Annotated in this window: 13 protein-coding genes and 1 tRNA gene; 12 read left to right on the top strand and 2 right to left on the bottom strand. The window is 66.9% G+C overall.

Annotated features, from left to right (window positions below; all coding sequences use genetic code 11):
- Positions 1-185 precede the first annotated feature (185 nt).
- A complete protein-coding gene (locus ACN0WF_RS06490; RefSeq protein WP_417771984.1) occupies positions 186-1,226 on the bottom strand; it encodes a TRAP transporter substrate-binding protein in 1,041 nt (346 codons plus the stop codon).
- A 210-nt stretch (positions 1,227-1,436) separates the two neighbouring features.
- On the opposite strand from ACN0WF_RS06490, the gene ACN0WF_RS06485 reads away from it, so the two are divergent.
- The 4 genes from ACN0WF_RS06485 to ACN0WF_RS06470 are packed head-to-tail and all read left to right on the top strand — an operon-like array spanning position 1,437 to position 5,656.
- Complete coding sequence (locus tag ACN0WF_RS06485) at positions 1,437-2,189, top strand: SDR family NAD(P)-dependent oxidoreductase (protein WP_417771983.1); 753 nt, start codon at positions 1,437-1,439, stop codon at positions 2,187-2,189.
- Between the two features lie 12 nt (positions 2,190-2,201).
- Positions 2,202-3,911, top strand: coding sequence for an FAD-dependent oxidoreductase (locus ACN0WF_RS06480; RefSeq protein ID WP_417771982.1), 1,710 nt, complete (start codon positions 2,202-2,204; stop codon positions 3,909-3,911).
- Complete coding sequence (locus ACN0WF_RS06475) at positions 3,904-4,809, top strand: DMT family transporter (protein WP_417771981.1); 906 nt, start codon at positions 3,904-3,906, stop codon at positions 4,807-4,809. Before ACN0WF_RS06480 ends, ACN0WF_RS06475 begins: the two co-directional genes overlap by 8 nt.
- 49 nt (positions 4,810-4,858) lie before the next feature.
- Positions 4,859-5,656 (top strand): IclR family transcriptional regulator, encoded by a 798-nt coding sequence (locus ACN0WF_RS06470; RefSeq protein ID WP_417771980.1) that lies wholly within the window; start codon positions 4,859-4,861, stop codon positions 5,654-5,656.
- 86 nt (positions 5,657-5,742) lie between these two features.
- On the opposite strand, the gene ACN0WF_RS06465 is transcribed toward ACN0WF_RS06470, so the two are convergent.
- Positions 5,743-5,832: transfer RNA gene (locus ACN0WF_RS06465), tRNA-Ser, on the bottom strand.
- A gap of 637 nt (positions 5,833-6,469) precedes the next feature.
- Between ACN0WF_RS06465 and ACN0WF_RS06460 the strand changes: the two genes are divergently transcribed.
- From ACN0WF_RS06460 to ACN0WF_RS06425, 8 genes are all read left to right on the top strand, one after another.
- Positions 6,470-7,087: a 50S ribosomal protein L21 gene (locus ACN0WF_RS06460; protein WP_417771979.1), complete on the top strand. Its 618-nt coding sequence runs from the start codon at positions 6,470-6,472 to the stop codon at positions 7,085-7,087.
- 75 nt (positions 7,088-7,162) lie between these two features.
- Entirely contained in the window at positions 7,163-7,432 is a 270-nt protein-coding gene (rpmA, locus tag ACN0WF_RS06455) for a 50S ribosomal protein L27 (protein ID WP_417771978.1), read from the top strand.
- A gap of 139 nt (positions 7,433-7,571) precedes the next feature.
- Positions 7,572-8,192 (top strand): GNAT family N-acetyltransferase, encoded by a 621-nt coding sequence (locus ACN0WF_RS06450; RefSeq protein ID WP_417771977.1) that lies wholly within the window; start codon positions 7,572-7,574, stop codon positions 8,190-8,192.
- Positions 8,174-8,770: a GNAT family N-acetyltransferase gene (locus ACN0WF_RS06445; RefSeq protein WP_417771976.1), complete on the top strand. Its 597-nt coding sequence runs from the start codon at positions 8,174-8,176 to the stop codon at positions 8,768-8,770. The genes ACN0WF_RS06450 and ACN0WF_RS06445 overlap by 19 nt, the downstream gene beginning before the upstream one ends.
- Positions 8,771-8,969: 199 nt before the next feature.
- Complete coding sequence (gene obgE / locus ACN0WF_RS06440) at positions 8,970-10,013, top strand: GTPase ObgE (RefSeq protein WP_417771975.1); 1,044 nt, start codon at positions 8,970-8,972, stop codon at positions 10,011-10,013.
- 69 nt (positions 10,014-10,082) lie between these two features.
- A complete protein-coding gene (gene proB, locus ACN0WF_RS06435; RefSeq protein ID WP_417771974.1) occupies positions 10,083-11,300 on the top strand; it encodes a glutamate 5-kinase in 1,218 nt (405 codons plus the stop codon).
- Positions 11,293-12,582: a glutamate-5-semialdehyde dehydrogenase gene (locus ACN0WF_RS06430; protein WP_417771973.1), complete on the top strand. Its 1,290-nt coding sequence runs from the start codon at positions 11,293-11,295 to the stop codon at positions 12,580-12,582. Before proB ends, ACN0WF_RS06430 begins: the two co-directional genes overlap by 8 nt.
- Positions 12,583-12,611: 29 nt before the next feature.
- On the top strand, positions 12,612-13,277 hold the full coding sequence (locus ACN0WF_RS06425; RefSeq protein WP_417771972.1) for a nicotinate-nucleotide adenylyltransferase: 666 nt from the start codon (positions 12,612-12,614) through the stop codon (positions 13,275-13,277).
- Positions 13,278-13,428 lie beyond the last annotated feature (151 nt).

Genomic DNA, 13,428 nt, shown 5'->3' with positions numbered 1-13,428 from the left:
TTTGGCGAGAGGGGCGAAAAGCGCACGGCGGAGCGGAGTTTCTTTTCGCAGCGACAGGCGCTTTGCGCCAGCATCGCCCGAACTCCTTCTCCCGACAGCGGCCCGCCCGATCCTGCTGGAACGGGCGGGCGCGTCCTGTTGGCAAAAGGGGCCGGCCGGAGAACCGGCCAGCCCCTTTCTCGTGGTCAGCGCGGCGGCAGGGCCTGCAGCGAGCTCCACTCACCGACGGAGTCCATATACGCGTTCAGCGACTGCAGCGCCTCGGCGAAGATCGGATCCGCGGCGGCCTGCTCGGCCATGACTTCCTTGGAGGCATCACGCAGAGCGAGGAGCACCTCGTCGGGGAAGCGCTTCACCTCGACGCCGGCCTTGCGGATCTCGGCGATCGCGGCGGCCTGTGCATCGATCTGGTTGCCCAGATTGTAGGCGATGTTGGCCTGGCAGGCATCAGCCATGATCTTCTGGGTCCGCTCGTCGAAGCCGTTCCAGACATCCTTGTTGATGATGATGCTGTCCCAGCTCGACGGCTGATGCCAGCCCGGGAAGTAGTAGTATTTTGTCACCCGCTGGAAGCCGAGGCCGATGTCGAGCTGCGGCGCGGAGAACTCCGCCGCGTCGATGCGGCCGGTCTCGAGCGACAGGAAGATCTCACCCGCGGGAACGAGCTGCGTGTTGGCGCCGAGCTTGGCCATGGTCAGACCGCCGAGACCGGCGATGCGCATGTTCAGGCCCTTGAGATCGTCAACCGAGTTGATCTCCTTGTTGAACCAGCCACCGGCCTCGGCGCCGACGAGATGGCAGGGCAGCACCTTCACGTTGAAGGGGTCATAGGCCTTCTGGATAATCTCCAGACCACCGCCCTCGAACATCCAGCCGAGCGCCACGTCGGGGCTCGGGCCGAAGGGCATGGAGCCCACCAGGTTCGCGACGGGAATCTGCTGCGCCCAGTAACCGATCCAGTCGAAGCCCATCGGCAAAGCGCCCGAGGACACCGCGCCGAACACCTCGAAAGGCGGCACGAAGTCGCCGGCGCCATGCACCTTGATCTTCACCGCACCATCGGTGGCACGCTCGACACGGTCGGCCCAGAGCTGCGGGCTCGGACCGATCGACGGCGTGTTCAGGCCGAAGACGCTCTGAAGATCATAGCTTTCCGCAGACGCCGTGGCCGGCAGCGCGAGGCAGGTCGTGGCGGCCAGCAGGGCCGCTGTGAGGGTCAGCTTCATTGATATCCTCCCTATCCGCTCCCGCCTCCCGCGGGGCATGGGCCGGGGCGTGTCGCCCTCCGGCATTTTGCGGAGGGTGCACCGTCCCCCCGACGATTTCCAGTGTTAGATATATTCAAATTCATTTGCAAGATACAAATTCTTTATCCATGTTGGCGGCCGAGCAAGCCGAACAGGAATGCACTCCCCGGAAACGGGAAGGGAGGAAAGATGAAGGGAATTTCCCAACAAACAGCGGTAGTTACCGGCGCTGCCCAGGGCAACGGCAAAGCGATTGCCCTGGGGCTCGCCGCCGCCGGAGCGCGAGTCGCCTGCTGCGATATCAAGGTCGAAGCGCTGGCCGAAGTGGTCGCCGAGATCACAGCCGCCGGCGGCACCGCAATTGCCATCGAACTAGATATTTCTGACGAGGCGGGTTGCGCTGCGGCCGCAGGCAGGGTCGAGGCCGAGCTCGGTGGCGCCGCGATCCTTGTCAACAATGCCGGCATCATCCGCCGCACGCCGCCCGACGCGGAGAGTTTTCCCGCCGACTGGCAGGCGATCATGTCGGTCAATGCGACTGGCACGATCCAGATGATCCGCGCCTTTCTGCCCCAGTTGCGCGCCACGCGCGGCCGGATCGTCAACATCGCCTCGATCATGTCCGTCTCGGCCGGCCCCGGCCAGACCGCCTATGCGGCCTCCAAGGGCGCCGTGCTGCAGATGACCAAGGCCCTGGCCCACGACCTTGCCGCCGACGGCATCCGCGTCAACGCGATCGCGCCCGGCGTCATCGAGACGCCGATGACCGTGGTGACGCGACAGAACCCGGAAGCGATCAACCGTTTCATGGCGCACACACCGATGAAACGGCCCGGCAAGCCGGAGGAACTGGTGGGACCGGTTCTTTTCCTCGCATCCGATGCATCGAGCTACGTGACCGGAGCGCTGCTGCCGGTCGACGGCGGCTATCTGGCCGCCTGAAGGGAGACTGAAATGAAGCGTATCGACACTGACGTGCTGGTCGTCGGCTCCGGCGCTGGCGGCCTCGCGACGGCGGTTTCCGCCGCGCATCGCCGGCTGAACGTCATCGTGGCGGAGAAGGAGCCGGTCTTTGGCGGCACCACCGCCCGCTCCGGCGGCTGGATGTGGATCCCCTGCAATGCGCCGGCCCGGCGTGCGGGCGTCGACGACAGCGCGGAGAAGGCGCTGACCTACCTGAAGCACGAGACCGGTGCGCATTTCGACGCCGCGCGCGTGGCCGCGTTCCTGGATTCCGGCCCCAAGGCGGTCGATTTCTTCGAGAGCGAGACATCGCTGCAGTTCGACCTCGGCCCGTTCTTCGCCGACTATCACCCGACCGCGCCCGGCGGCATGGACGGCGGCCGCTCGATCGTCGCGCGCCCCTTCGACGGCCGGGAGCTGGGACCCGAAATCCGCCGTCTGCGCCCGCCGCTGCAGGAAATCACCTTCCTCGGCATGATGATCGGCTCCGGCAAGGAGCTGCTGCATTTCTTCAATGTGACGCGCTCGCCGGTCTCCGCCTTCTATGTCGCCAAGCTGTTCCTGAAGTTCCTGCGCGACATGGCCTTCCACGGACGGCCGATGCGGCTGATGAATGGCAATGCGCTTGTGGCACGGCTGGCGAAATCGGCCTTCGACAAGGGCGTGCCGATCTGGACCTCCGCCCCCGTGCGCCAGCTCCTGCGCGACGACAAAGGCCGGGTGATCGGAGCACGCATCGACAAGCCGGATGGCCCTGTCGAGGTCTATGCGTCGAAGGGCGTGGTGCTGGCGGCCGGCGGCTTCCCGCAGGATCCGGTGCGCCGCAAGGAGCTGATGCCGCATTCGCCCTCGGGCTATGAGCATGTCTCGCCGGCGCCTCCGGGCAACACCGGCGACGGACTGCGGCTCGGCGAGAGCGTCGGCGCTTCCGTCGACACCTCCCTGCCCCATTCCGCCGCCTGGGTGCCGATCTCGCGGCCGCCGCGCGGCGACGGCACGCTCGGCACCTTCCCGCATTTCGTCGACCGCTCGAAGCCGGGCGTCATCGCCATCACCCGGTCCGGCCGCCGTTTCGTCAACGAGGCCAACAGCTACCACGACTTCTGTCAGGCGATGGTGAAGCGTTGCCGGGAGGAAGGCGGCGAGGAGGCGGAAATCGCCGCCTGGTTCGTCACCGACCACCGCGCCTTCCGCAAGTACGGCCTCGGCTTTGCCAAGCCATCTCCGGTCCCCTTCGCCAGGCACATCCGTGACGGCTACCTGATCGAGGGCAAGACGCTCGCCGATCTCGCCCGCCAGATCGGCGCCGACCCGGCTGAACTGGAACGCACCGTCGCCCGCTTCAACCCGGACGCCAAGCGCGGCGAGGACACCGAGTACGGCAAGGGCACGACGAGCTACAACCGCTCGCTGGGCGATCCCGACCACGGGCCGAATCCGTGCCTGGCACCGCTCGAGAACGGCCCCTATTACGCCGTTCGCCTTTATGTCGGCGACCTTGGCACCTTCGCTGGCCTCAAGGCCAACGAGAACGCACAGGTTCTGGATGAGGCCGGCCGGCCGATCCCGGGTCTCTATTCGGCCGGCAACGATGCGGCCTCGATCATGGGCGGCAACTATCCCGGCGGCGGCATCACGCTCGGCCCCGCGCTCACGTTCGGCTGGATCGCCGCGCACCACATGGCCGGAGCGAATGACTGACAGGAACGGACTGGCGGGAGGCGTCGCGCTCGGCTGCGCCGCCTCCCTTGCCTGGGGGGTCTTCAACGTCGGATCGGAACTCGGCCAGGCGGCCGGGTTCCGGCCGTCAGACCTGACAGTTCTGCGTTTCGGCGTCGCAGCCCTGCTGCTCCTGCCGGTGCTGGTGTTCGCACGCGGCGCGCAGCAGCCTCCGCTTGGCAAGGTTCTCGTGCTTGCCGCGCTCGTCGGCCCCGGTTTCTCGCTGTTGCTGAACGCCGGCTTCCAGCATGCCCCGCTCAGCCACGCGGTCGTGATCAGTCCCGCTTTCTCGATGCTGACAGCCAATGCCCTGGTGCATCTGACCGGCCGCAAATGGCCGAGCGGCAACCGCCTTCTCGGCATCGCCATCTTGCTGGCCGGGCTCGTCGCCATCGCGCTCGATGCGCCTCCGCCAAAGACCGAAGGGCTTTCGGTCCTCGTCGGCGACCTGTGTTTCATCGCCTCCGGCACACTCTGGGGGTGCTACGTCTTCGCCATGGGCCGCTGGCGTCTCGATCCGGTTCGCACGACCGCCGGCATCGCAACGGTGTCGCTGATCGCCTACGGCCCGGTGTGGCTGATTCAGGGCGGCGTGCCCGACCTGCCGGCGGGCCAATGGATGGCGCAGGCCGTCTTCCAGGGGGTCATCGGCGGAGCGCTCGCGTTCATGATCCAGGCGGCAACCGTCTTGCGGCTCGGCGCGGGGCGCGCGGCACTGTTCTCGGCGCTGGTGCCGCCGACGGCGGTGCTCATGGCGATCCCCTTCGCGGGCGTCTGGCCCGGGCCGCTGCAATGGGCAAGCGTGCTCCTGGCGACGCTGGGACTTGCCATCTCGCTTGACCTGAAAGGCGAGATTGCGCGCCCCCGACCCAGTCGCTAGGTATCTGACCCGAAACGGGCACGCGCACGGGCGCAGAACGGACGAACGAATGAGCGCACAAAAACCTGCCAAGCCCCAGCGCGGCGTCCAGACCGTGGAAACGGCCGGAGCCATTCTGCGCGCATTCGCCCGCAACGTGCGGCCGATGAAGCTGCGCGAGCTCAGCGACGCCACCGGCATCGCCCCCTCGCAGCTTCATCCCTATCTGGTCAGCTTGCGCAACACCGACATGGTCGAGCAGATCGAGGGCGCTCTTTATACGCTCGGTCCCTTCGCGCTGGAGCTGGGCCTTGCCCGGTTGCGCGGGCAGGACGCCTATCCGGAAACCATCCGCCGCATCGGCGAACTGTCCGAGGCAACGGAGCTCATGGTCGCGATCTCGGTCTGGGGGGCGCACGGAACCACAATCGTCTATGTGCGCGACAGCCCGAAGCTGATCCATTCCTACGTACGCCCCGGCAACATCTTTCAGCTCAGCCTGACGGCGACGGGCCGGCTTTTTGCCGCCTTCCTGCCCGCGGCGCGCACCGACGAGATGATCCGGGCGGAATTCGCCGCGCTCGACCGGTCCCAGAGCGCGCATTATCGCATCGACGAGCCCTGGTTCCGCGCCAGGCTCGAGACGATCCGCGCGCAGGGCTTCGAGACGACGGTCGACATCCCGATCCCCGGCGTCAGCGCCGTGGCCGCCCCGGTGTTCGACCACACCGGCACGCTGCAGCTCGGCGTGACGCTGATCGGCCCAAGCCCGACCATCGACCTGCGCCCCGAGGGCAGCGCGATCCCGCAGCTCACCGCGTTCACCGCGAAGCTGTCGGCAGATCTTGGGTATTTTCCGCAAGACTGAATCGGGAAATTGCTCGGGACAGCCACGCGGCATCGCCCGCGCGCTTGACGCGCGCCGGGCCTGACATCTGTCAAAAAAAGGGAAAATGGCGGAGAGAGAGGGATTCGAACCCTCGGAACGCTTGCGCGCTCAACGGTTTTCGAGACCGCCCCGTTCAACCACTCCGGCACCTCTCCGCATAGACGAGATGTCGTGGTCTCGAGTGGAAGGCTACATAACGAAGACCGGAGCAGGGCACAAGGGGGAGGTCGATAATTTTCCAGAGCTTTGTCGCCAAGGCGCTGCGGGATCGTCCGGAGCATTCGCCGCAACATCCGTTTTTCCCAGACCGGACAGGGCGTTAAAGCGCGGGAGTGCGCCCTTTCCCGGCGATGCGGAGCCCGGCGCGAAAGGGCAGATTTCAGCGCGCGCGCAATTGACTTTGAAAGATGGATCCGTATAGTCGCGCTGCTTCGCAAAAGGGGGTGTAAACCCTCATGTCGTCGCCCGAGGCTTTTCGCCGCCCTCCAGCCCACCGCAACCGACGTCTCCGTCAGGAGACAGCGCGCGGGCGATGGACGGTAGGGTCCACGTTCGACCGCAAGCGCAGGCCGCGCCGGCTTTCCCTTATGAGGGTGCCCGGCCGGACACGCCGGCGGTCTTGTGGACCTTCCCAAAGTCCCCTCCCGGAACGGGTCTTCCCGACCGGCCAGGGGCGCCACAGGGTACGAGTTGCGGGCCGGCCGGCCTCATGCCTTCCGATCTCCCGAAAGCGGGACCGGAGCATGCAGATGCCGACTGAAACCAGAAAACGAAAAGAAGGACGTGCGAGACATGTTCGCAGTGATCAAGACGGGCGGCAAGCAGTACCGCGTTGCCCAGGATGACGTGCTGAAGATCGAGAAGCTTGCCGGCGAGCCGGGCGAGACGGTGACCTTTGACGAAGTGCTCATGGTTGGCGGCGAGACCGACACCATGATCGGCGTTCCCCTCGTCGAGGGCGCGAGCGTCGTGGGCGAGGTCGTCGACCAGGCCCGCACGCGCAAGATCATCATCTTCAAGAAGCGTCGCCGCCAGAATTCGCGCCGCCGCAACGGCCATCGTCAGAGCGTGACGCTGGTGAAGATCACCGACATTCTGACCGGTGGCGCCAAGCCGGCCGCGAAGAAGAAGGCCGCTCCGAAGGCCGAAGCCGCCAAGGCCGAGACCGCCGAGGCTGATCTGCCGGTGCTGTTCACCGCTCCCCAGGGCGCGGCGGACGACCTGAAGAAGATTTCCGGCGTCGGTCCGGTGCTCGAGAAGAAGCTCAACGCTCTCGGCATCACGACCTATGCCCAGATCGAGGCCTTCACGGCCGAGGACATCGCCCGCGTCGACGACGCCCTTTCGTTCAAGGGCCGTATCGATCGCGACAACTGGGTCGAGCAGGCGAAGGAACTCGCAGCCAAGTAATCGGCTGCGGCGCGTACCGGAAACGGCGCGTCTTTCCTTCGACACGCACAGAGACATTCGACGAGGAGTTTCGTCATGGCACATAAAAAAGCAGGTGGCTCGTCCCGTAACGGCCGCGATTCCGCCGGCCGCCGCCTCGGTATCAAGAAGTTCGGTGGCGAGAGCGTCATTCCGGGCAACATTATCGCGCGCCAGCGCGGCACGAAGTGGCATCCGGGCACGGGCGTCGGCATGGGCAAGGATCATACGATCTTTGCAGTCATCGAGGGCGCCGTGACGTTCCAGGCGAAAGCCAACAAGCGAACGTATATTTCCGTCACGCCACTCGTAGACGCAGCAGAGTAACGCCGACGTGTTTCTTGTAACCCGCCGGCGTCCCATCGACCCGGCGGTTTGATCAAGAACCGGCACGATCGCGAGAGATCGAGGGGGAGATGGGTCGCCATCTCCCCCTTTTTTTTCATGCCGATCGCCGGAGAACACCATGGTTGCGGATCTTGAGGATAGCTTAGACGACGAGAGTCTGGAGGCGGCAGTGTTGCCGCAGGAAACCGACCGGCTGCGGCTCGATATGCCGCGCCCGGACGACATCGCAGACATCGTCTTTCTCGCCAACAACCGTCGTATCGCAACGATGGTCAAGAGCCTCCCCCACCCCTTCACGCTTGCCGACGGCCGCAATTTCGTGGCCAACGCGGCCCACAGCTCGGCTCTGGGAGCCCGCTTCGCAATCCGCCTGAAGTCGACCGGCCGGTTCATTGGCACGGCCGGCTTCGGGCCCCTCGACGACGACGGCCCGATGCATCTGGGCTATTGGATCGGCGAGCCGTTCTGGGGTCAGGGCTACGCCACCGAAGCCGCCCATGCGGTCGTCGATTTCGTCTTCGCAAAGACACCGGCGGAACGGCTGGCGGGCGCGGCGCGGGTGACGAACCCCGCCTCACGGCGCGTCCTCGTCAAGTGCGGCTTCCAGTATGCCGACCAGGGCATGATGGTGTCGAGAGGCGCCGGCGGACCGGTTCCCGTCGACCGCTTCCTGCTGGAACGCAGCACCTGGCGTGCCCTCAAGCAGTGGGGGAGAGACACATGTCTGGAACACGCCTGACGGAGCCCGGGGCGGCGGCGCTGGCGCTGACGACCCGACGTCTCGTCCTGCGCCCGCTCGCGCTTGCGGACGCAGCGGCGGTCGAGGCCCTGTGCGGCCGCGATTTCGAGGTGGTTCGCTGGCTTACCTCCCCCTCATGGCCCTATGAGGACGGTGCGAGCGAAGCCTATCTCGCGCAGGCAACTCTTGCCGATCCAGTTGGCGGGAAAGCGGATTTCGCGATCACGCTCGGCGGCGTGATGATCGGCGTGGTCGCGATCTCGGCGGAGAAGCTCTTGCCGGACACACCGGCCGGTCCCAGCATCGGCTACTGGATCGGACGTCCCTTCCAGGGCTTTGGCTACGGCACGGAAGCGGTCGCGGCGGCCTGCGAATGGGCGTTCGAGGCCGGTGGCGTGCAAGCCCTTGCGGCGCGGGTGTTCACGGACAATCCGCGCTCGCAGCGGCTTCTCGCCAGGCTCGGCTTCCGCCAGGCCGGACACATGACGAGCTGGTCCAGGCCGCTCGGGCACGAGAAGGAAAGCCTGGTGATGCGCTGCGACCGGAACACCTTCGCGCGGCCGGCGGCGGCCGCCTGAGGCCGGACACACCGGCGGCATTGGACGAAAGCCCGGTGATCGGCTATTGCCTTTGCCTTCCGGCGTCTTCACGGGCGCGCGGCACGAGACACGATATCGAAGGTGGCCCCGGACGGGCGCCGCCGGGCCGGCGCGGCTTGACCGCGACGGCCTCCCCCTCTTTGATCGCCGACGGCGAAAGACGCGAACGGAACAACACATGAAATTCCTCGACCAGGCGAAGATCTACGTCCGGTCCGGCGACGGCGGGGCGGGAGCGGTCTCGTTCCGCCGCGAGAAGTACATCGAGTTCGGCGGCCCCGACGGCGGCGACGGCGGACGCGGGGGCGACGTCTTCGTCGAATGCGTCGACGGGCTCAATACGCTGATCGACTTCCGCTACCACCAGCATTTCAAGGCCAAGACCGGAATGCATGGCATGGGCCGCAACCGCACCGGCGCCAAGGGCGACGACGTGTTGTTGAGGGTACCGGTGGGAACCGAGATCCTCGAGGAGGACAATGACACGGTCCTTGCCGACATGACCCGCGTGGGCGAGCGCCTGTTGCTGCTCAAGGGCGGCAACGGCGGTTTCGGCAATGCCCATTTCAAGTCCTCGACCAACCAGGCTCCGCGCCATGCCAATCCGGGCCTGGAGGGCGAGGAGAAGTGGATCTGGCTGCGGCTGAAGCTGATCGCCGACGCGGGGCTCGTCGGCATGCCGAATGCAGGCAAGTCGACCTTCCTGGCGGCTGTCTCCGCCGCCCGGCCGAAGATCGCGGACTACCCCTTCACCACGCTTCATCCCAACCTCGGCGTTTGCGAGATCGACGGACGCGGCTTCGTCATCGCCGACATTCCCGGCCTGATCGAGGGTGCCCATGACGGCGTCGGTCTCGGCGACCGGTTCCTCGGCCATGTGGAGCGCACCCGCACGCTGCTGCATCTGGTCGACGGCACCCAGGACGACCCGGCCGAGGCCTACCGCGTGGTGCGCGGCGAGCTCGCCGCCTATGGCAACGGCCTGGACGAAAAGCCCGAGGTCGTGGCGCTCTCGAAGGTCGATGCGCTCGACCCCGAAACACGCGAGGAGAAGGCTGCGGCGCTAGAGGCGGCCTGCGGCCAGAAGCCGATCCTGATTTCCTCCGCGAGCGGCGAGAACATCGACCGGACCCTGCGCATGATCCAGCGCGCGATCGACAAGGACCGCGAGGACGAGGCGAATTCCGTGCCATCGGTGCCAGCCGATCAATGGCGGCCATAACGGCCGCGCCACCGGAGTTCCCAAGTCTCTCGCGCCTGGCCACGGGCGCCATTTCGAAGTGAAACGTCCATGTCCGTCCCCTCCTCCCGCGCGGCCGCCGGCCGGCTTTCCCGCTACAGGCGCATCGTCGTCAAGATCGGCTCGGCGCTGCTCGTCGAAAACGGCAAGCTGAAGCGTGCCTGGCTCGATGCGCTGGCCGACGATCTCGCCATGCTGTCGCGCGCCGGTGCCGAGATCATCGTCGTCTCGTCCGGCGCCATCGCGCTGGGGCGGGGCGTGCTGTCGCTGCCGCGCGGGGCGCTCAAGCTCGAGCAGGCACAGGCGGCCGCCTCGGTCGGGCAGATCGCATTGGCGCGCGCCTATGCCGAAGCGCTCGGCGCGCGCGGGCTTATCGCCGGCCAGGTGCTCCTGACCCTCGGCGACACGGAGGAGCGCCGGCGTTACCTCAACGCACGCGAGACGCTGGACACGCTGCTGAAGCTGAGCGCAGTGCCGATCGTCAACGAGAACGACACGGTGGCGACGTCGGAGATCCGCTACGGCGACAATGACCGACTGGCCGCGCGCGTTGCGACAATGGCCAGCGCCGACTGTCTTGTGCTGCTGTCCGATGTCGACGGTCTCTACACGGCGCCACCGGCGAACGACCCGCTGGCGGTTTTCCTGCCCGAGGTCGCGGCCGTCACCGCCGAGATCGAGGCGATGGCCGGGGCGGCGGGATCGGAACTGTCGCGCGGCGGCATGCGCACGAAGATCGACGCGGCCAAGATCGCGACCTCGGCGGGAACCGAAATGGCGATTGCCAGCGGCAAGGCGCTCAATCCGTTGCGCGCCATCGAGGACGGCGGACGCGCGACCTGGTTCGCTGCCCGCTCGACACCGGCAAACGCGCGCAAGGCGTGGATCGGCGGGCACCTGGAGCCGCGCGGCGCGCTCCAGCTCGACGCCGGCGCGATCCAGGCGGTGATTTCCGGCAAGAGCCTGCTTCCCGCCGGCGTGCGCGGCGTCGACGGCGAGTTCTCGCGCGGCGATGCGGTCAGGATCGTCGATCCCGACGGCCGCGACATCGGCCGCGGCCTTGTCGCCTACGATCATCCTGAGGCCAGGCTTCTGGTCGGCCGCAACAGCCGCGAGATCGAGGCCATCCTGGGACATGCGGGGCGCGCGGAAATGGTACATCGCGACGATCTCGTGCTAAGCGATCGCACGCTCGGAAACTTGCCGGCAAACGACACGCATGACAATACAGCCGGCGACGAGACGGAAGGGGACAGCAGCCATGCTTGATCGGGCAACGCAACAGGCAGCGACAGACATTGCCACGCTGATGCACGACATGGGCAAACGCGCGCGCAAGGCGGCACGCCGGCTCGCGACCCTTCCGGCCGCGCAGAAAAACGCAGCTCTCAAGGCAATGGCGGCGGAAGTACGCGCCGCGCGCGCCGAAATCCTTTCGGCCAACGCCGAGGATATCGGCGCGATGACGGCGAACGGCCAGACCGAGGCCTACCTCGACCGTGGCACGCTGACGGACGAGCGCGTCGAGGCCATTGCCGCCGGGCTCGAGGCAATCGAAGCGCTTGCCGATCCGGTCGGTGAGGTGACAGCATCCTGGGAACGGCCGAACGGCCTGCGGATCGAGCGCGTGCGCACGCCGCTCGGTGTCATCGGCGTCATCTACGAAAGCCGGCCGAACGTGACAGCAGATGCCGGCGCGCTCTGCCTCAAGGCCGGCAACGCGGTCATCCTGCGCGGCGGCTCGGACACCATCCGTTCGAACCTCGCCATCCACGCGGCGCTCGTGCGCGGCCTTGCGGCGGCCGGACTGCCGGAAGACGCCATCCAGATCGTTCCGCTCGCCGACCGCGCCGCCGTCGGGGAGATGCTCAAGGGGCTCGACGGCGCGCTCGACGTGATCGTCCCGCGCGGCGGCAAGAGCCTCGTCGCCCGCGTCCAGAGCGAAGCGCGCGTGCCGGTCTTCGCCCATCTCGAGGGCCTCTGCCATCTGGTCATCGACGCGGCGGCGGATCTCGACATGGCGGTTTCAATCGCCCGCAACGCCAAGATGCGGCGCACCGGCATCTGCGGCTCAATGGAGACGCTGCTGGTCGAGCAGGCCGTCGCCGACACCCATCTCGTGCCGATCTGTGCCGCGCTTGCCGAGGCCGGCTGCGAGATCCGTGGCGACGCGGAAGTCTGCGCCCGCTTCCCCGGCGCAGTGCCGGCAAGCGAGGAGGATTGGCGGACGGAATACCTCGACGCAATCGTTTCGGTGCGAATCGTCGACGACCTTGACGCCGCCATCGACCATATCGAGACCTATGGATCCCACCACACCGATGGCATCGTCACGAGCGATCAGGCGGCGGCGGAACAGTTCTTCGCACAGGTCGATTCGGCGATCCTCACGCACAACGCCTCGACCCAGTTCGCCGATGGCGGCGAGTTTGGCATGGGGGCGGAAATCGGCATCGCCACGGGCCGGATGCACGCGCGCGGACCGGTCGGCGTGGAACAGCTCACCAGTTTCAAGTACCGGGTGCGCGGCACCGGACAGGTGCGGGCCTGAATGGAAACCGCGCGCATGCCGGTGCCGGGATGACGGCTGCCCTTCGGGACGGGGCGCAGGCCCTGCGCATCCCGCACGCGGAACCGGGCAACGCTATCGGGCTGTTCGGCGGCTCCTTCAACCCGGCGCACTCGGGCCACCGTCTGGTTGCCGAGATCGCGCTGAAGCGGCTGGGCCTGGATCAGGTCTGGTGGCTGGTGACGCCGGGCAACCCGCTGAAAGACCACGGCGAACTCGCTTCTCTCGAGGCGCGCATCGCCGACGTCAAGACCCTGGCGAAGCATCCGCGCATGAAGGTCACCGCGCTGGAAGCAGGTCTTGGCTCGAGCTACAGCGCGCGCACCATCGCCCGGCTGAAGCAGATGCGCCCGCGCCTCTCCTTCGTCTGGATCATGGGCGCGGACAATCTCTCCGGCTTCCACCGCTGGCAGGACTGGCGCGGAATTCTTGGGGAAGTGCCCGTCGCCGTCATCGACCGCCCCGGAGCAACGCTTGCACCGCTCTGGTCGCCGATGGCCCAGAGCTTTGCCGCTTGTCGCATGCCCGAGCGCGACGCCAGCCTTCTCGCACAGGTCGCCCCGCCGGCCTGGGTGTTCCTCCACGGCCCCCGGGATGCCGCTTCGTCAACACAGATCCGGCAGGCCCGGAAACGCAACGGAAAGGCTCTCGGACAAGAGAAAACCGCCAAGTCTTGAAAACGCTGCAAAGCAACGTCACTCTATACACTGACACCGGCAGAGTCGCGCATGCGCGCGAACCGGTGTACCGGATCCGTGCCGCGACAGCCTCGAGCAGGCCGCCGATGGATGGAGCCGACGAACGGCACGAAAGGCTATACGTCTGAAC

The organism is Stappia sp., assembly GCF_048268045.1.
Classification (GTDB): Bacteria; Pseudomonadota; Alphaproteobacteria; order Rhizobiales; family Stappiaceae; genus Stappia.
Note: the sequence above shows the minus strand (reverse complement) of the source record. Positions and strands in the feature narration are given on the sequence as shown.

Excerpts from the sequence above, each read along its gene's own strand:
- ACN0WF_RS06460 (WP_417771979.1), top strand. The coding sequence starts at position 6,470 with ATGTTCGCAGTGATCAAGACGGGCGGCAAGCAGTACCGCGTTGCCCAG.
- ACN0WF_RS06470 (WP_417771980.1), top strand. The coding sequence starts at position 4,859 with ATGAGCGCACAAAAACCTGCCAAGCCCCAGCGCGGCGTCCAGACCGTG.
- obgE (WP_417771975.1), top strand. The coding sequence starts at position 8,970 with ATGAAATTCCTCGACCAGGCGAAGATCTACGTCCGGTCCGGCGACGGC.
- ACN0WF_RS06450 (WP_417771977.1), top strand. The coding sequence starts at position 7,572 with ATGGTTGCGGATCTTGAGGATAGCTTAGACGACGAGAGTCTGGAGGCG.
- ACN0WF_RS06485 (WP_417771983.1), top strand. The coding sequence starts at position 1,437 with ATGAAGGGAATTTCCCAACAAACAGCGGTAGTTACCGGCGCTGCCCAG.
- proB (WP_417771974.1), top strand. The coding sequence starts at position 10,083 with ATGTCCGTCCCCTCCTCCCGCGCGGCCGCCGGCCGGCTTTCCCGCTAC.
- ACN0WF_RS06430 (WP_417771973.1), top strand. The coding sequence starts at position 11,293 with ATGCTTGATCGGGCAACGCAACAGGCAGCGACAGACATTGCCACGCTG.
- ACN0WF_RS06445 (WP_417771976.1), top strand. The coding sequence starts at position 8,174 with ATGTCTGGAACACGCCTGACGGAGCCCGGGGCGGCGGCGCTGGCGCTG.
- ACN0WF_RS06490 (WP_417771984.1), bottom strand. The coding sequence starts at position 1,226 with ATGAAGCTGACCCTCACAGCGGCCCTGCTGGCCGCCACGACCTGCCTC.
- ACN0WF_RS06475 (WP_417771981.1), top strand. The coding sequence starts at position 3,904 with ATGACTGACAGGAACGGACTGGCGGGAGGCGTCGCGCTCGGCTGCGCC.
- rpmA (WP_417771978.1), top strand. The coding sequence starts at position 7,163 with ATGGCACATAAAAAAGCAGGTGGCTCGTCCCGTAACGGCCGCGATTCC.
- ACN0WF_RS06480 (WP_417771982.1), top strand. The coding sequence starts at position 2,202 with ATGAAGCGTATCGACACTGACGTGCTGGTCGTCGGCTCCGGCGCTGGC.
- ACN0WF_RS06425 (WP_417771972.1), top strand. The coding sequence starts at position 12,612 with ATGACGGCTGCCCTTCGGGACGGGGCGCAGGCCCTGCGCATCCCGCAC.